This is a genomic window from Serratia sp. CY44782, assembly GCF_052168715.1.
GTDB lineage: Bacteria > Pseudomonadota > Gammaproteobacteria > Enterobacterales > Enterobacteriaceae > Serratia > Serratia nevei.
This window is the reverse complement of sequence record NZ_JBJNME010000009.1, coordinates 44,769-67,093: the sequence shown is the minus strand read 5'-3', so window position 1 is coordinate 67,093 and position 22,325 is coordinate 44,769. Positions and strand designations below refer to the sequence as shown.

General features: G+C 61.6%; 21 protein-coding genes. 11 read left to right on the top strand and 10 right to left on the bottom strand.

Annotation, left to right across the window (positions count from 1 at the left end; all coding sequences use genetic code 11):
- Positions 1 to 322 precede the first annotated feature (322 nt).
- Genes glpA through glpC form a run of 3 tightly spaced genes read left to right on the top strand, consistent with a single transcriptional unit; the run spans position 323 to position 4,426 of the window.
- The gene (gene glpA / locus ACJ8HT_RS17850; protein WP_048795660.1) at positions 323 to 1,972 is read left to right on the top strand and encodes an anaerobic glycerol-3-phosphate dehydrogenase subunit A; all 1,650 of its coding nucleotides are present in this window, start codon (positions 323 to 325) and stop codon (positions 1,970 to 1,972) included.
- Complete coding sequence (gene glpB, locus ACJ8HT_RS17845; RefSeq protein WP_195873841.1) at positions 1,962 to 3,230, top strand: glycerol-3-phosphate dehydrogenase subunit GlpB; 1,269 nt, start codon at positions 1,962 to 1,964, stop codon at positions 3,228 to 3,230. Before glpA ends, glpB begins: the two co-directional genes overlap by 11 nt.
- Complete coding sequence (gene glpC / locus ACJ8HT_RS17840; protein ID WP_197653121.1) at positions 3,227 to 4,426, top strand: anaerobic glycerol-3-phosphate dehydrogenase subunit GlpC; 1,200 nt, start codon at positions 3,227 to 3,229, stop codon at positions 4,424 to 4,426. Before glpB ends, glpC begins: the two co-directional genes overlap by 4 nt.
- Before the next feature lie 35 nt (positions 4,427 to 4,461).
- On the opposite strand, the gene ACJ8HT_RS17835 is transcribed toward glpC, so the two are convergent.
- The 3 genes from ACJ8HT_RS17835 to ACJ8HT_RS17825 form a co-directional block, all read right to left on the bottom strand.
- Entirely contained in the window at positions 4,462 to 5,025 is a 564-nt protein-coding gene (locus ACJ8HT_RS17835; RefSeq protein WP_047729417.1) for a DcrB family lipoprotein, read from the bottom strand.
- 80 nt (positions 5,026 to 5,105) lie between these two features.
- On the bottom strand, positions 5,106 to 5,540 hold the full coding sequence (locus ACJ8HT_RS17830) for a GNAT family N-acetyltransferase (RefSeq protein WP_197653120.1): 435 nt from the start codon (positions 5,538 to 5,540) through the stop codon (positions 5,106 to 5,108).
- Between the two features lie 41 nt (positions 5,541 to 5,581).
- Positions 5,582 to 6,241 carry a 7-cyano-7-deazaguanine/7-aminomethyl-7-deazaguanine transporter gene (locus ACJ8HT_RS17825; protein WP_197653119.1) on the bottom strand — a complete coding sequence of 220 codons (660 nt, stop codon included), beginning with the start codon at positions 6,239 to 6,241 and terminating at the stop codon, positions 5,582 to 5,584.
- A 220-nt stretch (positions 6,242 to 6,461) separates the two neighbouring features.
- Between ACJ8HT_RS17825 and tusA the strand changes: the two genes are divergently transcribed.
- Positions 6,462 to 6,707: a sulfurtransferase TusA gene (tusA, locus tag ACJ8HT_RS17820; RefSeq protein WP_004934314.1), complete on the top strand. Its 246-nt coding sequence runs from the start codon at positions 6,462 to 6,464 to the stop codon at positions 6,705 to 6,707.
- A gap of 89 nt (positions 6,708 to 6,796) precedes the next feature.
- On the opposite strand, the gene ACJ8HT_RS17815 is transcribed toward tusA, so the two are convergent.
- Positions 6,797 to 9,115: a zinc/cadmium/mercury/lead-transporting ATPase gene (locus tag ACJ8HT_RS17815; protein ID WP_197653118.1), complete on the bottom strand. Its 2,319-nt coding sequence runs from the start codon at positions 9,113 to 9,115 to the stop codon at positions 6,797 to 6,799.
- Positions 9,116 to 9,797: 682 nt separating this feature from the next.
- Between ACJ8HT_RS17815 and ACJ8HT_RS17810 the strand changes: the two genes are divergently transcribed.
- On the top strand, positions 9,798 to 11,261 hold the full coding sequence (locus ACJ8HT_RS17810) for a serralysin family metalloprotease (RefSeq protein ID WP_197653117.1): 1,464 nt from the start codon (positions 9,798 to 9,800) through the stop codon (positions 11,259 to 11,261).
- Positions 11,262 to 11,316: 55 nt separating this feature from the next.
- Complete coding sequence (locus ACJ8HT_RS17805) at positions 11,317 to 11,694, top strand: AprI/Inh family metalloprotease inhibitor (protein ID WP_033636675.1); 378 nt, start codon at positions 11,317 to 11,319, stop codon at positions 11,692 to 11,694.
- A 40-nt stretch (positions 11,695 to 11,734) separates the two neighbouring features.
- Here ACJ8HT_RS17805 and ACJ8HT_RS17800 read toward each other — a convergent pair whose 3' ends face one another.
- Complete coding sequence (locus ACJ8HT_RS17800) at positions 11,735 to 12,361, bottom strand: lysoplasmalogenase (protein ID WP_049200035.1); 627 nt, start codon at positions 12,359 to 12,361, stop codon at positions 11,735 to 11,737.
- Between the two features lie 158 nt (positions 12,362 to 12,519).
- Between ACJ8HT_RS17800 and ACJ8HT_RS17795 the strand changes: the two genes are divergently transcribed.
- The gene (locus ACJ8HT_RS17795; RefSeq protein ID WP_060424177.1) at positions 12,520 to 12,876 is read left to right on the top strand and encodes a DUF2500 domain-containing protein; all 357 of its coding nucleotides are present in this window, start codon (positions 12,520 to 12,522) and stop codon (positions 12,874 to 12,876) included.
- 3 nt (positions 12,877 to 12,879) lie between these two features.
- Here the strand turns inward: ACJ8HT_RS17795 and ACJ8HT_RS17790 are convergent, their stop codons facing one another.
- Positions 12,880 to 13,152 (bottom strand): DUF1145 family protein, encoded by a 273-nt coding sequence (locus ACJ8HT_RS17790; protein ID WP_004934327.1) that lies wholly within the window; start codon positions 13,150 to 13,152, stop codon positions 12,880 to 12,882.
- Positions 13,142 to 13,762: a 16S rRNA (guanine(966)-N(2))-methyltransferase gene (gene rsmD / locus ACJ8HT_RS17785; protein ID WP_060424175.1), complete on the bottom strand. Its 621-nt coding sequence runs from the start codon at positions 13,760 to 13,762 to the stop codon at positions 13,142 to 13,144. Before rsmD ends, ACJ8HT_RS17790 begins: the two co-directional genes overlap by 11 nt.
- Before the next feature lie 242 nt (positions 13,763 to 14,004).
- On the opposite strand from rsmD, the gene ftsY reads away from it, so the two are divergent.
- The 4 genes from ftsY (at position 14,005) to rpoH (ending at position 18,416) form a co-directional block, all read left to right on the top strand.
- The gene (gene ftsY, locus ACJ8HT_RS17780) at positions 14,005 to 15,621 is read left to right on the top strand and encodes a signal recognition particle-docking protein FtsY (RefSeq protein WP_350429866.1); all 1,617 of its coding nucleotides are present in this window, start codon (positions 14,005 to 14,007) and stop codon (positions 15,619 to 15,621) included.
- A gap of 5 nt (positions 15,622 to 15,626) precedes the next feature.
- Complete coding sequence (gene ftsE, locus ACJ8HT_RS17775) at positions 15,627 to 16,298, top strand: cell division ATP-binding protein FtsE (protein WP_004934337.1); 672 nt, start codon at positions 15,627 to 15,629, stop codon at positions 16,296 to 16,298.
- Entirely contained in the window at positions 16,288 to 17,241 is a 954-nt protein-coding gene (gene ftsX, locus ACJ8HT_RS17770; RefSeq protein WP_033636680.1) for a permease-like cell division protein FtsX, read from the top strand. The genes ftsE and ftsX overlap by 11 nt, the downstream gene beginning before the upstream one ends.
- A gap of 317 nt (positions 17,242 to 17,558) precedes the next feature.
- Positions 17,559 to 18,416, top strand: a complete 858-nt coding sequence (gene rpoH, locus ACJ8HT_RS17765; protein ID WP_038874147.1) for an RNA polymerase sigma factor RpoH — start codon at positions 17,559 to 17,561, stop codon at positions 18,414 to 18,416.
- 64 nt (positions 18,417 to 18,480) lie between these two features.
- On the opposite strand, the gene ACJ8HT_RS17760 is transcribed toward rpoH, so the two are convergent.
- From ACJ8HT_RS17760 to panM, 3 genes are read right to left on the bottom strand one after another with little or no spacing between them, the layout of a single operon-like run.
- Positions 18,481 to 20,499 carry a hypothetical protein gene (locus ACJ8HT_RS17760; protein ID WP_376787980.1) on the bottom strand — a complete coding sequence of 673 codons (2,019 nt, stop codon included), beginning with the start codon at positions 20,497 to 20,499 and terminating at the stop codon, positions 18,481 to 18,483.
- A 43-nt stretch (positions 20,500 to 20,542) separates the two neighbouring features.
- On the bottom strand, positions 20,543 to 21,760 hold the full coding sequence (locus ACJ8HT_RS17755; protein WP_194572549.1) for a DUF3142 domain-containing protein: 1,218 nt from the start codon (positions 21,758 to 21,760) through the stop codon (positions 20,543 to 20,545).
- A complete protein-coding gene (panM, locus tag ACJ8HT_RS17750) occupies positions 21,757 to 22,149 on the bottom strand; it encodes an aspartate 1-decarboxylase autocleavage activator PanM (RefSeq protein ID WP_049198652.1) in 393 nt (130 codons plus the stop codon). Before panM ends, ACJ8HT_RS17755 begins: the two co-directional genes overlap by 4 nt.
- Positions 22,150 to 22,325 lie beyond the last annotated feature (176 nt).

Below are 22,325 nucleotides of genomic sequence, written 5' to 3'. Positions count from 1 at the left end.
CTTTTACGTTCATTTGATGATTGAGCGGATATCGAATGTGGTGTTTTTGTGTTCCATAACGAGCGCCATTGTCATCAAATACGCCTGGTGTCGCTGTGACGAATGGCGCAATTGTTACACTTTCATGAAACCACGGCGGATTTTGAGCGATTCGTTAACGTTATGAAATAGAAAAACGTCCAAAAATCGTGATTATGATCACATTGATGGTTTTTTGTGGACATTTTTATTTCGTTTCATGTTCGTTATTGTTCCTTATCAAACAAAGACCCTAATAACCGTGGCTCAATAGGCTCATAACTACCGATCCTGAGGGAGCGACATGAGCAGCTATTTTGACGGCGGCGAAACGGATGTGATCATCATCGGCGGCGGCGCCACCGGTGCAGGCATCGCCCGCGACTGTGCGCGGCGCGGCTTGCGCTGCATCTTGCTGGAGCGCCACGACATCGCCACCGGCGCCACCGGCCGCAACCACGGTTTACTGCACAGCGGCGCGCGCTATGCGGTGACCGACGGCGAGTCGGCGCGCGAGTGCATCGAAGAGAACCGCATCCTGAAACGCATTGCCCACCACTGCATCGAGCGCACCGATGGGCTGTTCATCACCCTGCCGCAGGACTCGCTGGACTATCAGCAACAGTTTATCGCCGCCTGTCGCCAGGCCGACATCGACGCCGAAGCGATCGACCCGCAGCTGGCGCTGCGCCTGGAGCCGGCGGCCAACCCGGCGCTGATCGGCGCGGTGCGGGTGCCGGACGGCACCGTCGATCCCTTCCGGCTGACCGCCGCCAACATGCTGGACGCGCGTGAACACGGCGCACAGATCCTGACCTACCACCAGGTGGTGGGGCTGCTGCGCAGCGGCGACCGGGTGACGGGCGTGCGCGTTTACGACCATCAGAATCAGCGGCGTTATGAGCTGCATGCGCCGGTGGTGGTCAACGCCGCCGGCATCTGGGGCCAGCAGATCGCCGAATACGCCGACTTGCGCATCCGCATGTTCCCGGCCAAAGGGGCGCTGCTGATCCTCGGCCACCGTATCAACAACATGGTGATCAACCGCTGCCGCAAACCGGCTGATGCCGACATCCTGGTGCCGGGCGACACCATCTCGCTGATCGGCACTACCTCGACCCATATCGATTACGACCAAATTGACAACATGCTGGTGACCCCGCAGGAGGTGGACATTCTGATCCGCGAGGGAGCGCTGCTGGCGCCCACCCTGGCGCAGACCCGCATTCTGCGCGCCTATGCCGGGGTGCGGCCGCTGGTGGCCAGCGACGACGATCCCAGCGGGCGCAACGTCAGCCGCGGTATCGTGCTGCTCGATCACGCCGCTCGCGACGGGCTGGAAGGGTTTATCACCATCACCGGCGGCAAGCTGATGACCTACCGCCTGATGGCGGAGTGGGCCACCGATAAGGTGTGCGAAAAGCTTGGCGTAAACCGCCCGTGCACCACCGCGCAGGACGCGTTGCCCGGCTCCCGCCAGTCGGCGGAGGAAACGGTGCGCAGCGTGGTTTCTCTGCCCGCCAGCATTCGCGGCTCGGCAATTTACCGCCACGGCGATCGCGCCAGCCAGGTGCCGGCGGCCGATCGGCTCGACACCAGCCTGGTGTGCGAATGCGAGGCGGTGACCGCCGGGGAAGTGCGCTATGCGGTCAACTCGCTGACCGTCAATAACCTGGTGGATCTGCGCCGCCGCACCCGCGTCGGCATGGGCACCTGCCAGGGGGAACTCTGCGCCTGCCGCGCCGCCGGGCTGCTGACGCGCTTTAAGGTCAGCACGCCGCAGCAGTCCATCGCGCAGCTGTCGCAGTTCCTCAACGAACGGTGGAAAGGCGTACGGCCGATCGCCTGGGGCGACGCGCTGCGTGAGAGTGAATTTACCAGCTGGGTTTACCAGGGGTTATGCGGGCTTGAGGCCCAGGCCGACAAGGAGCAGGAGGCGGATGATGCGATTTGACGTAGTGGTGATTGGCGGCGGCCTGGCGGGCCTGAGCTGCGCCATTGCCGTGGCCGAACAGGGCAAGCGCTGCGCGGTGGTCAGTTCCGGCCAGAGCGCGCTCTACTTCTCCTCCGGCTCGCTCGATCTGCTGGCGAGACTGCCGGACGGCACGCCGGTCGAGATGCCGCTGGCGGCGCTACCGCAGCTGGCCCAGCAGGCGCCGCAGCATCCGTATGCCCTGATCGGGCCCGGCCGGGTGGCGGCGCTGTCCGCCGCCGCGCAGCGGCTGCTGGAGCGCTGCGGGCTGAACCTGCAGGGCGAGGGCGCCAATAACCATCTGCGCATTACGCCGCTGGGCACGCGCCGCGCCACTTGGCTCAGTCCACAGGCGATCCCGACGCTGCCGCTGACCGGCCAACTGCCGTGGCGGCGTATCGCGGTGATCGGCATCGAGGGGTTCCTCGACTTCCAGCCGCAGATGGCCGCTGACTCTCTGAGCCGGGAGCTCGGCGTAGAGACGGAGGTAGCCTATCTGCACATGCCGGCGCTGGACCGATTGCGCAATAACCCCAGCGAGTTCCGCGCGGTGAACATCGCTCGGGTGCTGGATTTGATGGAAAGCCTGCCGCCGATGGCCGAGGAGCTGCGGCGGTTGGCGGGCGAGGCCGATGCGCTCTTCCTGCCGGCCTGTTTGGGATTGGAAGACGACGCGTCGCTGGCGGTGCTGCAGGATGCGGTCGGCAAACCGATCCGGCTGCTGCCGACGCTGCCGCCTTCGGTGCCCGGCATGCGCTTGCATCAGGCACTGCGGCGGCGTTTCCAACAGCTGGGCGGCGTTTTCATGCCTGGCGACAGCGTGCTGCGCGCCGAGTGTGAAGCCGGCCGCGTCACCGGCCTGTATACCCGTAACCACGGCGATATTCCGCTGCGGGCGCAGCAGGTGGTGCTGGCCAGCGGCAGCTTCTTCAGCAACGGGCTGGTGGCGGATTTCGACGGGGTGCGCGAACCGATCTTCGAACTGGACGTGCACAGCCGCGCCGATCGCGCCGACTGGAGCCGGCGCGAGCTGTTTGCACCTCAGCCTTATCTGCAGTTTGGCGTGCGCACCGACGGCAGGCTGCGGGCAATGAAGCAGGGGATGCCGTTCGACAATCTGTATGCCATCGGCGCGGTCGCCGGCGGCTACGATCCGCTGCATCAGGGCTGCGGCGCCGGCGTGTCATTGATCGGTGCGCTGCACGTCGCGCAACAGATCGCCGCGGAGGAAAACGCATGAGCCTGCATCTGGACCACAGCTTTGAAAGCTGCATTAAATGCACCGTCTGCACCACCTACTGCCCGGTCGCCAAAGTGAACCCGCTCTATCCGGGGCCAAAACAGGCGGGGCCGGACGGCGAGCGGCTGCGGTTGAAAGATCCGGCGCTGTACGACGAAGCGCTGAAATACTGCACCAACTGTAAGCGTTGTGAAGTGGCCTGCCCGTCCGACGTCAAAATCGGCGACATCATTCAGCGCGCCCGCGCCGACTTCGCCCAGAGCAAGCCGACGCTGCGCGACGCCATCCTCAGCCACACCGACATCATGGGCTCGCTGTCGACGCCGTTCGCGCCGATCGTCAACGCCGCTACCGGGCTGAAACCGGTGCGCAAGCTGTTGGACAAGGCGCTGAAGATCGATCACCGTCGCGAACTGCCGAAATACTCGTTCGGCACCTTCCGCCGCTGGTACCGGCAACAGGCGCAGGCTCAGAAGCGTTATGCCGAGCAGGTGGCGTTTTTCCACGGCTGCTTCGTCAACTATAACCATCCGCAGCTGGGCAAGGATTTGATCCGGGTGTTCAACGCGCTGGATATCGGCGTGCAGCTGCTGAAACGCGAGAAATGCTGCGGCGTGCCGCTGATCGCCAACGGGTTTATCGAGCAGGCCAAAAAGCAGGCCAGGGTCAACGCCGAGTCGCTGCATGAAACGGTGCTGGAGCGCGGCATTCCGGTGGTGGCGACCTCATCGAGCTGCACCTTCACCCTGCGCGACGAATACCCCCATCTGCTGGACGTGGACACCACCCCGGTGCGCGATCGGGTGGAGCTGGCGACGCGCTATCTCTATCGCCTGATCAATCAGGGGCGCAGCCTGTCGCTGAAGCACACGCCGTTGCGGGTGGCTTATCACACGCCTTGCCATATGGAGAAGATGGGCTGGACCGCCTACACGCTGGAGCTGCTGCGGCAGATACCGGGGCTGGAGCTGGTAGTGCTGGATTCCCAGTGCTGCGGCATCGCCGGCACCTACGGGTTCAAATCGGAGAACTACGCCACTTCGCAAGGCATCGGCGCGCCGCTGTTCCGACAGATCGAAGAGAGCGGGGTGGATCTGGTGGTAACCGACTGCGAGACCTGCAAATGGCAGATAGAAATGTCCACTAGCAAGCGCTGCGAACATCCGATCACCCTGCTGGCACAGGCGCTGGCGTAAAAACTCAAGGGCCGGCTTGCCGGCCCTCTGTGGGATTACTGTTTCAGCTTCAGGGTGGAGATGATGCCTTCGGCTTCGGTCTGCGCCTGCTGCTGATTGTCCGCCGGCAGCGTCACCTGAATGGTCAGCATGTTGTTGTTCAGCGAGCCGATCAGGACGGAGGAATAGGCTTTTTCGCCGCTGCTGGTGATGATGCTGTCCAGCTGACGCAGCGGCACGCCGTTGACGTCGAGCGCCTTGTTGGTGATCACCTGCAGGTTGGCGTCACGCGCGCGCTGGGTATTCTCCAGGCGCTTGGCCAGAGTCTCCAGGCTGTCGGCGGTCTTGTCGCCCAGGATCACGATCACCGCGCGCTGGCCGGTGCTGTCTGCGTAAACATGCATGTTGTTGGCCTGGTTACCCAGCTTGCCGCTCTGATCCGCCATGCCGACCGGCAGCGTGAACGCCAGTTTACCGTCCAGCAGGCTCACCTGCTGCCCGGCCGGTGCGCTGGCCGCCGCGCCGTCTGGCGCTGCCTTGGTGTCTTTGGTGTTGCCGTCGCAGGCCGCGAGGCCAAGCGCCAGCAGGCTGATACCCATCAATTTCGCTACTTTACGCATCGGGCTTCCTTATTCCTTTCCGGTAGGGATTTACTGTCGTATCGCAACCTATTCCAGGTTGAAATGCAAGGCAGATGTTGTCACAAGTTTTTTTCCAGTAATAGCCGATAATCAGCCACTTCGCCTTTCTTTTCCAGCTGAACAATCTGATAGTGGTGGGTGAGCAGCATCGTCAGCATGGCGCGGAACCGGTTACGGGTTTTGACCGTCAGCTGGTGATAGCCCTGCGCCCGCGCCCAGCGCTCCTGTTCGGCCAACAAAGCCTGCGCCACGCCGTGGCGACGAAACGCCGGCAGCACCCCGCCCAGCCAGCTGTAAAACACCGTTTCCCGCTGTTGATAACCGAGCTTGAAACCGGCCGGCTGGCCGTCGATTTCGGCGATCAACAGGCTGGCGGGGGCGGCGCCGATGCGCCGCTGCAGATCGGCCAGGCTATGCAGGCCGCCGAATTCGGGGATGCGTTGGTAAAGGCGGTGGATCTCTTCGAGCGTGGCGGTGCGAACAATTGGGGTCATGAGCGGCCTCCAAAGGATAGGGCCGCCCAGAATAACACGGCTCAGCCCGGCTGCAGGCTGCTGCTGCGCGCCGCGATGCGTTTGAGCAGCATGTTCAGCAACACACCGTACATCGGCAGGAAGAACAGCAGGCAGATCATCACCTTGAAGCTGTAATCCACCAGCGCGATCTCCACCCAGTTGTTGGCCATGAAGGGATCGCTGCTCTTGTAGAAGGCGATGAAGAAGAACGCCAGCGTATCGCTGATGTTGCCGAAGAACATCGCCGCCGCCGGCGCTACCCACCAGGCGCTGCGCTGGCGCAGGCGGTTGAAGACGTGAACGTCGAGGATCTGGCCGAGCACGTAGGCCATAAAGCTGGCGACGGCAATGCGCGCCACGAACAGGTTAAAACTGCCCAGCGCCGCGAATCCCTGCCACTCTCCCTGATAGGTGACGGTGGAGATCACGTAAGAGATGAACAGCGCCGGCACCATCACCGCCAGGATAATCCGCCGCGCCAGGGGCGCGCCGAAAATGCGCACGGTCAGATCGGTCGCGAGGAAGATAAACGGGAAGGTAAAGGCGCCCCAGGTGGTATGGAAGCCGAAAACGGTGATCGGCAGCTGCACCAGGTAGTTGCTGGAGGTAATGATGGCGATATGAAACAGCGAAAGCCAGACCAACGCCGTGAAGCGCTGCTGTGCGGTAAACGAATACATATTGTAGCCTTTTTAGCAGTGGGGTGAGGGAACCCAGTGTGTCTTGTTAAAACAGCAAAAAACGCTGCGCGGCGGCATGATACGCGTTTGCGCAACCAATGCAATGGTTAAATTTAACGCAAACGTTAACGCATCTTGCACAGAAAAACTACCGGCGTAAACTAGGCGCTAATGAGATGCGGCGAGCGTTCGCCGATCGTTTTTGAACGAGAAAAATTGCATGACTGACTTATTTGCCCAGGCAGACCAGACGCTCGACGCGCTGGGCCTGCGTTGCCCGGAACCGGTGATGATGGTGCGTAAAACCGTGCGCCATATGGACAACGGCGAAACGCTGCTGATTATCGCCGACGATCCGGCTACCACCCGCGATATTCCGGGGTTCTGCCGCTTTATGGAACACACGCTGGTGGCGCAAGAGACTGAGCAGGTGCCATACCGTTATTTGCTGCGTAAAGGCGTATAACGGCGACAAGGTCGTGTTGATGAAGGAAAAGTCTCTTTCCCCGAAATGACAACGGGCGCGGTATGCCGCGCCCGTATTGGTTTCCGAACTTAGCTGCGCTTTTTCAACAGCCGCAGCGCGTTGGCGGTGACCAGCGCGGTGGCGCCGGAGTCGGCCAGCACCGCCAGCCACAAACCGGTCAGCCCCAGCAGGCTGGTGATCAGGAAGACCCCCTTCAGCCCCAATGCGATGGTGATGTTTTGCCGGATATTGGCGTGGGTGGCGCGCGAGATGCGGATCATCTCCGCGACGCCTACCAGCCGGTTGTGGGTCAGGGCGGCATCGGCGGTTTCCAATGCCACGTCGGTGCCGCTGCCCATGGCGATGCCGATGCTGGAGGCCTTCATCGCCGGGGCGTCGTTGATCCCGTCGCCGATCATCGCCGTCGGGCGCAGTTCGCTCAGTTCGGTAACCGCGCTGACCTTATCTTCCGGCAGCAGACCGGCGCGATAGTCGAGGCCCAGCTCGCCGGCGATCGCTGCGGCGGCGCGCGGGTTGTCGCCGGTCAGCATCACGCCGCGAATACCCAGCGCGTTCAGTTCGGCTATGGCCTGTTTGGCGTCGCCGCGCAGCGTATCGCGCAGCGCCAGCAAGCCGATGGGCGCGCCGTCTTCCAGCACCACCACCGCCGTTTTGCCGGCGTTTTCCAGCTTGTCTACCTGGCTCTGCCATTGGGCGTCGAGCAGGCCCGGTGCCAGCTTGCCTGGCGCGCTGATCAGCACGGTCTTGCCGTCCACGATCCCTTCCACGCCGACGCCGGCCAGCGCGCGGCGCGCCTGCGCCAGCGGCAGCTCCGTCCCGCTTTCGGCGGCGCGGTTGATGATCGCCTGCGCCAGCGGGTGATGTGAACCGGCTTCCACCGCGGCGGCAAGCTGCAGCAGCCGCTGTTCGGTGAGTGTGCCGATCGGCAGCACGTCGGTCACCGTCGGCTTGCCTTCGGTCAGGGTGCCGGTTTTATCGAAGGCGATAGTTTGGATCTGGCCCAGTTGCTCCAGCGCCGCACCGCCTTTAATCAGCGCGCCGCGCCGCGTGGCGGCGGCCAGCCCGGATGTGATCGCCGCCGGGGTCGAGATCACCAATGCGCATGGGCAGCCGATCAGCAGCAGCGTCAGGCCGCGATAGATCCAGGTATCCCACGGCTGCGAGAACAGCAGCGGGGGCACCAGGATCACCGCGACGGCCAGCAGCATAATGGCCGGGGTGTAATAACGGCTGAACCGATCGAGGAAGCGTTCGATCGGCGCGCGGCGCTCTTCGGCCTCTTCAATCAGCTGTAAAATGCGGTCGATGGCGTTTTTGCCGGGCTCGGAGATCACCTTCATCTGCGCCGCCTGATCGACGGACAGGCTGCCGGCGGCCACTTTCTCACCCTGTTGGCGCTCGACCGGCACCGATTCGCCGGTCAGGGCGCTTTCGTCGAAGCTGGCGAACGGATTGAGCAGCTCGGCGTCGGCCGGCAGGCGCCCGCCGGGTGCGATTTCAATCACATCGCCCGGACGCAGGCTGGCGACCGGCACGCGTTTGCGCTCTGCACCTTGCAGCAGCAGCGCATCTTCCGGCACCAGCTCCATCAGCGCCGTCACGCCGCGCCGCGCGCGGTTGGCGGCGTAGGATTCCAGCAGTTCACCGACCATAAACAGCAGCAGCACCATCGCCGCCTCGGCGGTGGCGCCGATGAACAGCGCGCCGATGGCCGCCACGCTCATCAGCGTTTCGATGGCGAACGGCGTGCCGGAACGAATCAGACGCAGCGCCTTGGTGGCAACCGGTGCCAATCCGACCAGCGTGGTGGCGATAAAGGCGATGCGGCCCAGCTCCGGGTTAACCCGATCCAGCACCCAGCTGACGACCATCAGGGTGGTCAACAGCAGCAGCGGTGCGAATTCGCCGAAGCGTGAGGTTTTCGGCGCGGCGGCTTTGGCGGTCTGAGTGCCGAGCAGGGTAAAGCCGGCTTGGGCGACCGCGTCCTGGATCCGCAGGCTGATGTCGGACTGCGCGTCGACCACCAGTTTCTCGGTGGCGAACAACACACGCGCGCTGTCGACGCCGGGGAGTGCGGTGACGGCATTTTCGATTTTCTTGGCGCAGCTGGGGCAGTCCATGCCGGTGACTTTCCAGCTGAAACGTTGGCTACCGGAAGGGGGAGCGGCGGCCAGCCTGTCGCTTTCCTCGTCCGGATCGTCGGGCGCGGCGGTGCAGCAGCCGCTATCGCCATGATCGTGATGGTGGTGGGCGTGTTCGGCCTGTGCGGCGGCGTTTTTCGGCTCACTGCTGCAGCCATGCTGAGTTTTGCTGTGGCTGTGGTTGCAGCCGCATCCGCCTTCGGCGTGATGATGTTCCTGATGATTATGGTTGTGCTGATTGTGCATAACGTCCCCCCTTCGGGCTGTTAAACGGGTTTGCTCAGCTGACTCTACACCCTGGAGTCAACTCCAGAGTCAAGCGCCGGATGAGAATTATTGCTAACGGCGTTCGAGTGTATAAAGGGGTATTCATTCAATAATGAATAATGCGAATTTAAATCTATAGGCTTTTCTTATCCCCTATTTGGGTGAAAAGCCTCACTGCCGTTAGTTTAAATAAGAAAATAATATTCCTATAGAAACTAAAAAGTCGCCCGACCTAATAATAAAGAGTTATTAATCTATAACGCTTTAGCAAAATTTACCTTTTTGCCCGTACCAAGCCAGCATGATTCGCTTGTGCCTGCAGGCCGCATTGTTATTGAAGTTTGGTGCCAACTTATCCTCGTTAAGTTTCATTTGTTTTGTAAAGAAGCCTAAAAAGCAGCATAACAAACTTTCGTTGAGACAATAAAAGGTTGATTATTTTATGTTCAGTTTCGCGGCCCTGCCTATAATTGGAATCGATTACCATTTTTAATGGCAATCTTATTTGCTGATATATATGCATTAATTCTACCTAACACACTGCCGGCAACGGCGCATAAGCCCCTTCCAGCAAGCTTAAGGTTCATTAACCGTAGCTTACGGGGAGGTTATGTCTATCTGTCTGATTGATAACGATCAGATAATGAGTGGAATCGAACCAATGCAATCTACTAAAAAGGCAATTGAAATTACTGAATCCAACTTCGCAGCCGCCAAAACCGGCTACGATGCTGTAGCCGACTTGCTGCATTATCATGAGCGTGGCAACGGGATTCAGATTAATGGCAAGGATTCATTTTCTAACGAGCAAGCTGGGCTGTTTATTACCCGTGAGAACCAAACCTGGAACGGTTACAAGGTATTTGGCCAGCCGGTTAAATTAACCTTCTCCTTCCCGGACTATAAGTTCTCTGCCACCAACGTCGCCGGCGACACCGGGCTGAGCAAGTTCAGCGCGGAACAGCAGCAGCAGGCTAAGTTGTCGCTGCAGTCCTGGGCCGACGTCGCCAATATCACCTTCACCGAAGTGGCGGCCGGTCAAAAAGCCAACATCACCTTCGGCAACTACAGCCAGGATCGCCCCGGCCACTATGATTACGGCACTCAGGCCTATGCCTTCCTGCCGAACACCATTTGGCAGGGCCAGGATCTGGGCGGCCAGACCTGGTACAACGTCAACCAATCCAACGTGAAGCATCCGGCGACCGAAGACTACGGCCGCCAGACGTTCACCCATGAGATTGGCCATGCGCTGGGCCTGAGCCACCCGGGCGATTACAACGCCGGTGAAGGCAACCCAACCTACCGCGACGCGAGCTATGCGGAAGACACCCGCCAGTTCAGCCTGATGAGCTACTGGAGTGAAACCAACACCGGTGGCGACAACGGCGGTCACTACGCCGCCGCTCCGCTGCTGGACGACATTGCCGCCATTCAACACCTGTATGGCGCCAACCTGTCGACCCGCACCGGCGATACCGTGTATGGCTTTAACTCCAATACCGGCCGCGATTACTACAGCACCACCAGCAACTCGCAAAAACTGATCTTTGCGGTCTGGGATGCGGGCGGCAACGATACCTTCGACTTCTCCGGTTACACCGCGAACCAGCGCATCAACCTGAATGAGAAATCGTTCTCCGACGTGGGCGGTTTGAAGGGCAACGTCTCGATCGCCGCCGGGGTGACCATCGAGAACGCCATTGGCGGTTCCGGCAATGACGTGATCGTCGGCAACGCGGCCAACAACGTGCTGAAAGGCGGCGCGGGCAATGACGTGTTGTTCGGCGGCGGTGGGGCGGATGAGCTGTGGGGCGGTTCCGGCCAGGATACCTTCGTGTTCACCGCCGCCAGCGATTCTGCACCGGGTGCTTCGGACTGGATCCGCGACTTCCAGAAAGGGATCGACAAAATTGACCTGTCGTTCTTCAACAAAGAGGCGCAGAGCAGCGATTTCATCCACTTCGTCGATCATTTCAGCGGCGCGGCCGGTGAAGCATTGCTCAGCTACAACGCTTCCAACAACGTGACCGATCTGGCGGTGAACATCGGGGGTCATCAGGCGCCGGACTTCCTGGTGAAAATCGTCGGCCAGGTAGACGTCTCCACCGACTTTATCGTGTAACACAGCAACGACACGCCCGGCGCAGTCTCGGCCGGGCGTGATGCGGGAGCCCGGTATGAAAGGTACTTTAACGCGCACCGCTCTGGCGGCGGGCGGCATGATGGTGACGAGTGCGGTGATGGCCGGCAGCCTGGTGCTGCCGACCGCGCAGTCGCTGGCGGGGCAATGGCAGGTGGCCGACAGCGAACGGCAATGCCAAATCGAGTTTTTGGCGAATGAGCAAAGTGAAACCAACGGCTATCAGCTGGTGGATCGGCAACGTTGTCTGCAAAGCGTGTTTGCGGCCGAGGTGGTGGGCTGGCGCCCGGCGCCGGACGGCATCGCCCTGCTGCGGGCGGATGGCAGCACGCTGGCGTTCTTCTCGCGCGACGGCGATCTGTATCGCAACCAGCTGGGTGCCGATGATGCCTTAACGTTGAAAGCGTTGGCTTGATGTGGGAACGGGTTCGGCGTGCCGAACCCGCGGCAGGTCGTTACAGGTAGAGTGAGCGCACGATCAGGAAGTGGCCGGAGAAGTAACAGAAAGCGACGATGGCGTCCGCTGCGCGGAAGGTGAAACGGTAGCGGTTGATCAGCCAAACCACGTTGGCCAGCAGCAATAGCGAGGTACCGGTCAGCAGCGAGAAGCCGAAATCGGTGCTGCGCAGGAAATATTGTTCGCCCGCCAACCAGACCATCAGCAGCGTCATCGCCACGTAGGTGACGATCGGCCAGCGCATCTCTTCCAGCCGGGTCCAAAGGGTGGCCAGCAGCAACGCGCCTATCGCCAGCAGCGCCAGCGGCAGCGGCCAGAACAGACTGAACGTCATCTGGCTGGCGAAGCTCAGGGTATACAGCAGGTGGGAGAGGAAAAAGGCGCCGATGGCGTACAGCACCCGCTCGCGCGGCAACAGGAGCAGCGCGTCGCCGATCAGCGTCGCCAGCAGGCCGAGTACGATCAGATAACCTGCCGCGCTGAGCACCGGCGCCTGCCAGGCCAACAGCAACAGCAGCAGCAGCGTGACGGGTTTGAACACCCAGCGTTGCCAGCGCGGCCCACGGTATGAGGCGTCGACGAACAGCCAACCGGAAAAGAATACGGCAAGGAACGGCCAACTCATTATGTCTTCCTTATGTATGAGGGAGCCGCAACAACCGGCTCCAAACTGTCACCCATGTCACTTCTTATTTCAGTGTAGGTAGCCTGCCGACGATCGACAATGCTTTCTTGAGAATGCTATGTTTACGCCGATTTGGCCGCGAAGGAAATGGGAAACCGATGAGTAAGCCACCGTTGTTTTTTGTCGCCGTGATTGCGCTGATCGCCGTGCTGGCCACGCAACGCTATTTCAAACAGCGCCAGCAGGAGGCGGAAAACGACCGCGCACCGATGCGCAGTCTGCAGGTGACGGTGAGCGACAAGCGCAGCTTCCCGGTCGCCAAGACCCGTGCGCCGCAGCGCGAACCGCTGGTCAATGAGCCGATGTATTACGAGGTGGTGTTCCGCCCGGTACAGGGCGGTGAAGACATCCAGCTTCGGTTGAAACAGTGGCAATACAACCCGATAGAACAAGGCGCGCAGGGCACGTTGAACATGCAGGGCACGCGCTTCGTCTCTTTCACCGTTCAGCCGTAGCGGTCACTTTTTCTTGATGGGCGGCTGTTTCTTCTGCCAGGCCAACAGCTCGAACACGCCAAAGATAAAGATCTTGGCTTCTTGCCAGTAGCTGATCGGCTGATCCTTCGGCTGGGTGGATTTCAGCAGCACCAGCTGCAGGCCGTGCATCACCACCATAAAGAACAACGCCACGTCGATGAAATACTTCAGCGGCTTGGGAAACGGATGGAACAGGTTAGAGAGCAGGAAGCCCCACACGCACAGCATCAGCAGGCGGCCCAGATTAATCAGCATGGTCGGTTTTCTCTTGCGAACGAATATAAAGGCGATAGGCCACCTGGCCGGCGACCTTCTCCCGGTGCAGCTGCCAGCTGGCAGGCACGTCCGCCGCGGCGCTTTCCGCCTCGGCTTCTACATAGATCCAGGCCTCGTCGGCCAGCCAGCCTCGCTGCTCCAGCAACAAGGCGGTCTCCGCCAGCAGGCCTTTGCGAAACGGCGGATCGAGAAACACCACGTCAAACGGTTGGCCCTCGCCCGCCAGCCAGCTCAGCGCGTTGGTGTTGATAACCACCCCTTTGCCCTGCAGCAGCGCCAGATTTTTTTCCAGCTGCTGCGCCACCGGCCGTTCGAATTCCAGCAGCGTGGCGCTGCCGGCGTAGCGCGACAGCGCTTCCAGCCCTAATGCGCCGCTGCCAGCGAAACAGTCCAGACAGCGCGCGCCCTGAATCACCGGCGCCAGCCAGTTGAACAGGGTTTCGCGCACCCGATCGGTGGTGGGGCGCAGCCCCGGGCTGTTCGGCACCGGAAGCTTGCGACCGCGCCATTGGCCGCCGATGATGCGGATCTGTCCGGCTGCGGCCTGGGGCGGTTTTTTGGCCGTCGCCCGTGGCGAGAGTCTTGTCATAAGCGTTGTTTGATTTCTTTTGCGGCGCGGGGCCGCAGAGGTTAACGAAAAGTTGCCCCTATTCTACCGGTGACGGGCGTCGGGGGGAACGGTAAAACTTTGTTGTCTGATTTCACACCGGAAAGCATGCCGGATGCGTGTTGCTGCGCGAGGGAAAGTGATAGACTCGGCGGATTATTGTCAGCATATATCCTTCAGGTATGTAGGGTAAGCGAGCCTTCGGTACGGAGTAGAGTCATAACATGGCAAAAGATAAGAAACGTGGGTTTTTCTCCTGGCTGGGCTTTGGCCAGAAGGAAAAGGAAGAAGAGCAACAGCAACCTGAGCAGCCGGTAGAGCAGGCGGAGCCTCAGGCCGCGGAGACGCCGGCTGAACCGGCAGCCGCCAAGCTGGATGACAAGCTCCCCGCCCAGGAATCTGAACCTGCCGCCTCCGTCGACACCCCGGGAGAGTGGGATAACGGTCAGGCCGGCGAACAAATCGCGGAGAACCTGCCGGCGGCGGCCGAACACCCAACGGCGCAAGCGTTGGCCGAAGAGATTGTCAGCGTGACCGAGCAGGTGGTGGCGCAGCAGCAGCCGATCGTCGAGTCAGAGCCGGTCGTCGAACCTGAGTCGGTCGTCGAGCCAGAGCCAGTTGTTGAACCTGAGCCGGTCGTTGAGCCAGAGCCAGTTGTTGAACCTGAGCCGGTCGTTGAGCCAGAGCCAGTTGTTGAACCTGAGCCGGTCGTTGAGCCAGAGCCAGTTGTTGAACCTGAGCCGGTCGTTGAGCCCGAGCCGGTTGTTGAACCTGAGCCGATTGTTGAGCCAGAGCCGATTGTTGAGCCAGAGCCAATTGTTGAGCCCGAGCCGGTCGCCGAACCTGAACCGGAGCCGGAAGAAGAAGAGCTGCTTGAACCTGTGGTGCCGGCCGCTGCGCAAGAGCAGGAGCGCCCGACCAAAGAAGGCTTCTTCGCTCGCCTGAAGCGCAGCCTGCTGAAGACCAAGCAAAACCTTGGCTCCGGCTTTATGGGGCTGTTCCGCGGTAAAAAGATCGACGACGACCTGTTCGACGAGTTGGAAGAACAGCTGCTGATCGCCGATGTCGGCGTGGATACCACGCGCAAGATCATCACCTCCCTGACCCAGCACGCCAGCCGCAAGCAGCTGAAAGACGCCGAAGCGCTGTACGGCAAGCTGAAGGAGGAAATGTCCGAAATTCTGGCCAAGGTCGATCAGCCGCTGGATGTCAGCGGGAAAACCCCGTATGTCATCCTGATGGTCGGCGTGAACGGCGTGGGTAAAACCACCACCATCGGTAAGCTGGCGCGTCAGTTCCAGGCGAAAGGCAAGTCGGTGATGCTGGCGGCGGGGGATACTTTCCGCGCCGCGGCGGTAGAGCAGCTGCAGGTGTGGGGCGAACGCAACCGCATCCCGGTGGTGGCACAGCATACCGGCGCGGATTCCGCTTCGGTGATCTTCGATGCGGTGCAGGCTGCCAAGGCGCGCGGCATCGATGTCTTGATCGCCGATACCGCTGGCCGTCTGCAGAACAAATCGCACCTGATGGAAGAGCTGAAGAAGATCGTCCGCGTCATGAAAAAACTGGACGACCAGGCCCCCCATGAGGTTATGCTGACGCTCGATGCCAGCACCGGCCAGAATGCGGTCAGTCAGGCGAAATTATTTAATGAGGCCGTGGGCTTAACCGGCATCACGCTGACTAAACTGGACGGTACCGCCAAGGGCGGGGTGATCTTCGCCATCGCCGATCAGTTCGGTATCCCGATTCGCTATATCGGCGTCGGGGAAGGCATCGAAGATTTGCGGCCGTTTAAGGCTGACGATTTTATTGAGGCACTTTTTGCCCGAGAGGATTAATACGGATGATTCGCTTTGAACAGGTCAGTAAAGCTTATCTGGGCGGACGGCAAGCGCTGCAGGGGGTCGATTTCCATCTGCGCCCGGCGGAAATGGCGTTTCTGACCGGCCATTCCGGCGCGGGGAAAAGTACCCTGCTGAAACTGATTTGCGGTATCGAACGGCCCAGCGCCGGCCACATCTGGTTTGGCGGCCACGACATCAGCCGTTTGAAAAACCGCGAGGTGCCGTTCCTGCGTCGGCAGATCGGCATGATCTTCCAGGATCACCATTTGCTGCTGGATCGCACGGTGTATGACAACGTGGCGATGCCGCTGATCATCGCTGGCGCCAGCACCGAAGACATCCGTCGCCGCGTCTCCGCCGCGCTGGACAAGGTCGGTTTGCTGGATAAAGCGAAAAACTTCCCGATTCAGCTGTCCGGCGGTGAGCAGCAGCGCGTGGGCATCGCCCGTGCGGTGGTGAACAAGCCGGCGGTGCTGCTGGCGGATGAACCGACCGGTAACCTGGACGACGCGCTGTCGGAAGGCATTCTGCGCCTGTTTGAAGAATTCAACCGCGTCGGCGTCACCGTATTGATGGCGACGCACGACACCGGGCTTATCGCCCGCCGTAATTACCGCATCCTGACGCTGAGCCAGGGCCGCATGCAAGGGGGCGCTCACCATGGCCAATAACGCAAAAACCGCCAAGAGCAAGGCGCTGCGCGGCGGCTGGCGCGAACAGTGGCGTTACGCCTGGATGAACGCCATCAAAGACATGCTGCGTCAGCCGTTGGCGACGCTGCTGACGGTGATGGTGATCGCCATCTCCCTGACGCTGCCGAGCGTGTGCTACATCGTGTGGAAGAACGTCAGCACCGCGGCCAGCCAGTGGTACCCGACGCCGCAGCTGACGGTCTACCTGGATAAGTCGCTCGATGACGACGCGGCGCTGAAAGTGCTCGATGCCATCAAGGCGGAAGCCGGCGTGGAGAAGGTGAACTACCTGTCGCGTGAAGAAGCGCGCGGCGAGTTCCGCAACTGGTCGGGTTTTGGCGGCGCGCTGGACATGCTGGAAGAGAACCCGCTGCCGGCGGTGGCGATCGTCACGCCGAAGATGAGCTTCCAGAGTTCGGACACCCTCAACACCCTGCGCGATCGCGTAGCGGCGGTGCAGGGCGTGGAAGAAGTGCGTATGGATGACAGCTGGTTTGCCCGCCTGGCGGCGCTCACCGGGCTGGCGGGCCAGATTGCGGCGATCATCGGCGTGCTGATGATCGTGGCGGTGTTCCTGGTGATCGGCAACAGCGTGCGTCTGAGCATCTTCAGCCGTCGCGACACCATCAACGTGATGAAGCTGATCGGCGCCACCGACGGCTTTATCCTGCGGCCGTTCCTCAACGGCGGGGCGATGCTGGGCTTTGCCGGCGCGCTGCTGTCGCTGGTGCTCTCCGGCGCGCTGGTGTGGCAGCTGGAGTCGGTAGTCGCCGGGGTAGCCAAGGTATTCGGCACCACCTTCACCCTGCACGGGCTGGGCTGGGACGAGGCGCTGCTGCTGCTGATCATCTCCGCGATGATCGGCTGGATCGCCGCCTGGCTGGCGACAGTGCAACATTTACGCCGATTTACACCACAGTAAGATTTTTTTGGTATACTCTTCTCCTGCTGCTTTTGATCGCGTTGCGGGAGAAGAGTGACCTCAAGCGAAGTCAGCACCACACCTCTCTTCTTAGCGCACAAATTCCCTATCGGCCTGCACCCTCGTCACGTATTGTCAGCAACAATGCTTGCAAAAAAGGGTGAACTTATAGGGCGGAGTACGGTCAAAAATTGCAGCAAATGTTAAGGTGCCCGGCGTGTGGAACCGCTTTTGCTTCAGCAACTGCCGTAGAATCAATCATTTCCCCGCCGTAATAATCACCTGCATGATTTTGTATTCTCATAGAGAGGGTTTGAATGACCAAAGAAATGCAAACTTTAGCCTTAGTACCCCAAGGTAGCTTGGAAGCCTATATCCGGGCAGCCAACGCCTATCCGATGCTGACGGCAGAGGAAGAGCGGGAGCTGGCTGAACGGCTGCATTATCAGGGCGATCTGGATGCCGCTAAGCAGCTCATCCTGTCTCACCTGCGCTTTGTCGCTCATATTGCCCGCAACTATTCAGGCTACGGTCTGCCGCAGGCGGATCTGATTCAGGAAGGCAATATTGGCCTGATGAAAGCCGTTCGCCGCTTCAACCCTGAAGTCGGCGTGCGTCTGGTTTCCTTTGCGGTGCATTGGATTAAGGCGGAAATCCACGAGTACGTATTGCGCAACTGGCGCATCGTGAAAGTGGCGACCACCAAAGCGCAGCGCAAGCTGTTCTTTAACCTGCGCAAAACCAAACAGCGTTTGGGCTGGTTCAACCAGGACGAAGTGGAGCTGGTGGCCCGCGAGCTGGGCGTAACCAGCAAAGACGTGCGCGAGATGGAATCTCGCATGGCGGCGCAGGACATGACCTTCGATCCGACTCCGGACGATGAGGCCCGCGATGGCCAGGCGATGGCGCCGGTGCTGTACCTGCAGGACAAGAGCTCCGACTTCGCCGAAGGCATCGAGGAAGATAACTGGGAAAGCAACGCCGCAGACAAACTGGCCTATGCGCTGGAAGGTCTGGACGAGCGCAGCCAGCATATCATCCGCGCCCGTTGGCTGGACGACGACAACAAGTCGACGCTGCAGGAGCTGGCCGATCAGTACGGCGTTTCCGCCGAGCGTGTGCGCCAGCTGGAAAAGAACGCCATGAAGAAATTGAAAATGGCGATCGAAGCCTGAGTCGATGCGATATTCGAAAAAAAAAGCCCGGCAAGCCGGGCTTTTTCATGCCTGAAATTCGGCGTTATGGCGCCACGGTGGCGAAGTCCGGCGCCGGGCAGTCGTAGCCGAATTTTGCCGCCCACGGGTAGCGGGTGCCGGTGTTGATGTAGCGCTGATAAAGCGCCCGGCCGGTCTTGGCGTCGCGCTTGATAACCCAACTGGCGGCGTTACACAGCACGGCGGCGTAGGCCTGGCTTTTCGGCGGCAGCAGATCGGCCGCCTGTTGCGCCAACCCCACCGCCTGCCAGCGATAGTGCAGGAAACGGTTGTCTTCCAATGGCAGCGCCGCCTTGGCGCGCGCCGCTTCTGCGCTGTCTATCCAGCTTTTGTGCTTCAGCTCGCGAGTATCGAACGCATCCCCCAGATAGGAATAGCCGGCGCCATAGATGGCGTAGTCCGGCGTCATCTCATAGCCGGTAAATTCGAGCCCCTGGGCACGCAGCAGGTTGGCGGCGCGATAGTAAGCCTGTGCGCGCGTCAGCGGCGCGGCGGACTTGTCCTTGGCGGCCTTCAGCTCGTCGGCATACTGCTGCGCCGCCTGGCGGTAGTTGGGGATATCGAAGTAGGCCTGCGCCTCCGCGGCCCGCCCGGCGCGCATCAAGCGCCGCGCCAGCAGCTCGCGCAGCTGCACTTCCGGCGTGATCTGCTGGCCGCCGTAGTCGTCCGGGTTAACTGGCTTGAGCGGCGTCGTCGGCGCCGGGGCGTGCTTATCGACAAAGCCTTTCAACTCATCGACGGTCAGCACCCGCTCCGCCACGTCGGCCACGTCGGCCCAGTAGAGCGCCTTGCCGCGATACAGCAGGTCCATCGCCTGCAGATAGTCGCCGCGGTTCAGCGCCAGGATAGCCTGTTCGCCGGCCACCCGGCACTCGGGCACGATGGTTTCCGCGACAAAGTCGGCGTTGCGCTGTTCGCCCCAGCTTTCGTCGGCGGGGAACGCGCTTGCCGCCTTGGCGTAGGCGGCGGTGGCGGCTTTCACGTCACCGTCACGCAGCGCCATTTTGGCGCGCAGCCACCACGCCAGGCCGCTGTCGCCGGCGTTTTTCAGCAGGCTGGCCGCCATCGGGTACTGCCCGGACCGGTAGGCCAATGCCGCCAGCCGATCGCTGCCGGCGAAGCCGCTTTTCACCGTGCCGTCCAGCAGCGTCAGGATCTGGCTGATGATCTGTGCGGAGCGGCCGTTGCCGTCGGTATCCGCCATCTGCAGGTTGCCGCTGCGGGCGAACAGTTCAATAGTCACCAGCTGTTGGATTAAGGGATCGCCGATAACCTGTTTCAGCGTTTCCAGATGGTCGGGATTGACCAGGAAACTGGAGACGTACTGCAGCGACTGCCCGCCGTTCGGATCGCCCTGCGCCGCCTGCTGTGCGTACAGGTGGGCGGCGGGAGCGACGTCACCCAGCCACAGGTGGATGCGCGCCTGCTGCCCGAGGCTGCTCAGCGCCAGCTGATCGGGGTCGGCGGCGCCGCTTTTCACCCGATCGATCACCTGCTGGAACGCCGCCAGCGCCTGTTCAAGTTCGGCTTTAGGCGGATGCTCGGCGGCGGGCGCCGCTTCACCTGATTCATTCATCGGCGTGCCGTGGTCATTCATCAACACCCGACCAAGCGAATACTGCGCCCGTAGCCCCCAGTCGCCCTGTTCGGCGGCCGGCAGCTTCAGCACCTGCTGGAAATAGTCTGTGGCGCGCGGATCGTGGCTGGCGAAAGCGACGGCGCCCAGTTGATAAAGGCGCGCGGCGTTGGACAACCCCTGCGTATTGACGGCGTCAGCCTCTTCCACCGTTTTGGCGGCGCGCATTTTGCCGATCGCCACCGTTTCAGGCGACTGCGGCATCGGTTTCGGTGGCATCGGCGGCGGCGGGGCTTGCCAGCGCGGCAGCTGCTTATCCGCCGGCACCAGCCGGCCGGCTTCGAAGGCGAAATTGCCCTCCGGCATATACAGCAGGGTGCCGTTGCGGTCGATCAGCAGCCGGTTAGGGAAATCCGGGCCGCAGGCATAGCCGTTCAGCGGCAGCGCCAGCGCGGTGCCGATCAGCATGGCCAGCGGAAGAAGGCGGCGGGTGTTCCGTGCCGCGCGCGAATCAAGGTGTGACAAGGGTGCCTCCTGGCGTCAGTTGTTGGCAGCGCAGCCAGCCCAGCGGCCGGGATTGCCCGGCGCGCAGCTGGTCGCCGCTGATGCGGATAAAGCGTTGCCGTTGCGGTGCGGATTCCAGCCGGTAGTTGCCGACCGCGTCCGCCGCCAGGCAGTCGTCGGCGCGGATGACCACCTCTTGCGGCAGCGGGGCGTCCACCGGCCCGTTGTTCTGAATTATCAGATCATACAGCCCATTTTGCTGTGGCTGAGGCCTAAATTTTACCTGCCACTCGACGTTCAGCGGCCGCTGTTCGATCACCGCTCGCAGCGTGGCGAGCGACCAGGCGCGCCGATCGTCCGCCAGCGGCAAGCGGAACCAGATAATGCCGCGCAGCCGGGGCGGCGTTTGCTGCGCCAGCGTTTGCAGAAAATCGGCGATCTGCTGCGGCGCGACCGTCAGCTCGCGGCCGTTGCCCGCCACGCGCAGCGAGGATTCGCTCTCTACCTGCGCGCCCTGCGCATCAAACCCCAGCAGCGCCATGCCGTAGGCCGGCAGCGCGACGCGAAACGGCTTCGGTGTGACGGCGGCGTACTGCCGCACCCAACGCAGCGCCAAGGGGCCGTCAAACAGCCCCTGCTGCGGCGAGAGCACCGCGTGCACCTGCAGGACGGAGCTGTCGGCCTGTTGCAGTACGCCGGGCAGAGCGGGTGAGCCGATCCAGGCCGGCAGGGCGGTGATGCCGAGTTGCAAAGCGGTGGGCAGCCGTTGGCGCAGCCGCTGTAGAAAGCGTTGGTAGTCCGGCAGGCGGGCGGTGGCGGCGTCATGATCGATCTCGACGCCGGTGACGGGCAGCCCGGCCGCCTGCCAGCGTTGGGTGAGCGCCAGCAGACGCTGGATAATGGCTTCTTGGTCCAGCTGCGGCAGCTGGCCGTCGAGGCGTGCTACCAGCCAGAGCGGGCGGCCGTCCTGCTTCAGCAGGCTGAGATCGGCTGGGATCTCCCGCCAGCCCTCGCGCGGATGTACCTGCAGCGCCAGCACGCGCAGCCCACCGAACAGATCGCGGCTGTGCGCCAGCGCATCGGCGTGCTGCGGCGTCCAGACCCGCTGCCAGACATAAACCTGCTGATCCCAGGCTGAGGCCAGGCGCAGCGCCTGCTGGCGCCCGAGGAGCGCGGCCGCCAGCCCCAGCGCAATCAAGACCAGCGCCGCCAGCCGGCGTTTCATTTTTGCCAGAGATCGCCCTGCGGTGCGAAGCCGCAGGCGCGCATGAAGTTATCGACTTCCCCGCGTTCGCGCGGCGCCAGGCCGGCGGTCGACAGCTGCCAGTGGGCGACCTGCGGCAGCTGACGCTGCGCATCCTGCACCAGGTAAAGACCGACGCCGCGGCGGCGCGTCACTTCGCGCACCAGCAGGTCCTGCAGTTCGGCGCGGTCGTCCTGCAGCGCGATTTTCACCGCCCCCAGCAGCCGCTCGTTGAAGCGGGCGGCGAACAGCGCCTTGCCGTCGCTCAGCCAGCTCTGCCACTGTTCCGGCTGCTGATGTGGCCAAATTTTACCGAGGTCGATAAGGTCTTGCGGGGACAGCGCGGTCAGGCGCTCGATGGTCAGTTTCATGCAGAATTTCCGCGCAGCTAAATGATGCCGACAGTGTAATAGATCTTGTGCAGAGCGTTGTGTAAGTTTTTCTGTACGATTACTGTGCAATATGTTTTTTGCACGGGGCATTTTCCGAGTAAATAGTTAGTAAACGGATTGTTAACCAGCACAACGCACTACGCCTCAAGGTAAAG

Bases quoted from the DNA above. Each gene is read 5' to 3' on its own strand.
- tusA (WP_004934314.1), top strand. From the start codon at position 6,462: ATGACTGACTTATTTGCCCAGGCAGACCAGACGCTCGACGCGCTGGGC.
- panM (WP_049198652.1), bottom strand. From the start codon at position 22,149: ATGAAACTGACCATCGAGCGCCTGACCGCGCTGTCCCCGCAAGACCTT.
- glpB (WP_195873841.1), top strand. From the start codon at position 1,962: ATGCGATTTGACGTAGTGGTGATTGGCGGCGGCCTGGCGGGCCTGAGC.
- ACJ8HT_RS17795 (WP_060424177.1), top strand. From the start codon at position 12,520: ATGAGTAAGCCACCGTTGTTTTTTGTCGCCGTGATTGCGCTGATCGCC.
- ACJ8HT_RS17825 (WP_197653119.1), bottom strand. From the start codon at position 6,241: ATGTATTCGTTTACCGCACAGCAGCGCTTCACGGCGTTGGTCTGGCTT.
- rpoH (WP_038874147.1), top strand. From the start codon at position 17,559: ATGACCAAAGAAATGCAAACTTTAGCCTTAGTACCCCAAGGTAGCTTG.
- rsmD (WP_060424175.1), bottom strand. From the start codon at position 13,762: ATGACAAGACTCTCGCCACGGGCGACGGCCAAAAAACCGCCCCAGGCC.
- glpC (WP_197653121.1), top strand. From the start codon at position 3,227: ATGAGCCTGCATCTGGACCACAGCTTTGAAAGCTGCATTAAATGCACC.
- ACJ8HT_RS17800 (WP_049200035.1), bottom strand. From the start codon at position 12,361: ATGAGTTGGCCGTTCCTTGCCGTATTCTTTTCCGGTTGGCTGTTCGTC.
- ACJ8HT_RS17760 (WP_376787980.1), bottom strand. From the start codon at position 20,499: ATGCTGATCGGCACCGCGCTGGCGCTGCCGCTGAACGGCTATGCCTGC.
- ftsX (WP_033636680.1), top strand. From the start codon at position 16,288: ATGGCCAATAACGCAAAAACCGCCAAGAGCAAGGCGCTGCGCGGCGGC.
- ACJ8HT_RS17805 (WP_033636675.1), top strand. From the start codon at position 11,317: ATGAAAGGTACTTTAACGCGCACCGCTCTGGCGGCGGGCGGCATGATG.
- ACJ8HT_RS17830 (WP_197653120.1), bottom strand. From the start codon at position 5,540: ATGACCCCAATTGTTCGCACCGCCACGCTCGAAGAGATCCACCGCCTT.
- ACJ8HT_RS17755 (WP_194572549.1), bottom strand. From the start codon at position 21,760: ATGAAACGCCGGCTGGCGGCGCTGGTCTTGATTGCGCTGGGGCTGGCG.
- glpA (WP_048795660.1), top strand. From the start codon at position 323: ATGAGCAGCTATTTTGACGGCGGCGAAACGGATGTGATCATCATCGGC.
- ACJ8HT_RS17790 (WP_004934327.1), bottom strand. From the start codon at position 13,152: ATGCTGATTAATCTGGGCCGCCTGCTGATGCTGTGCGTGTGGGGCTTC.
- ACJ8HT_RS17815 (WP_197653118.1), bottom strand. From the start codon at position 9,115: ATGCACAATCAGCACAACCATAATCATCAGGAACATCATCACGCCGAA.
- ACJ8HT_RS17810 (WP_197653117.1), top strand. From the start codon at position 9,798: ATGCAATCTACTAAAAAGGCAATTGAAATTACTGAATCCAACTTCGCA.
- ACJ8HT_RS17835 (WP_047729417.1), bottom strand. From the start codon at position 5,025: ATGCGTAAAGTAGCGAAATTGATGGGTATCAGCCTGCTGGCGCTTGGC.
- ftsE (WP_004934337.1), top strand. From the start codon at position 15,627: ATGATTCGCTTTGAACAGGTCAGTAAAGCTTATCTGGGCGGACGGCAA.
- ftsY (WP_350429866.1), top strand. From the start codon at position 14,005: ATGGCAAAAGATAAGAAACGTGGGTTTTTCTCCTGGCTGGGCTTTGGC.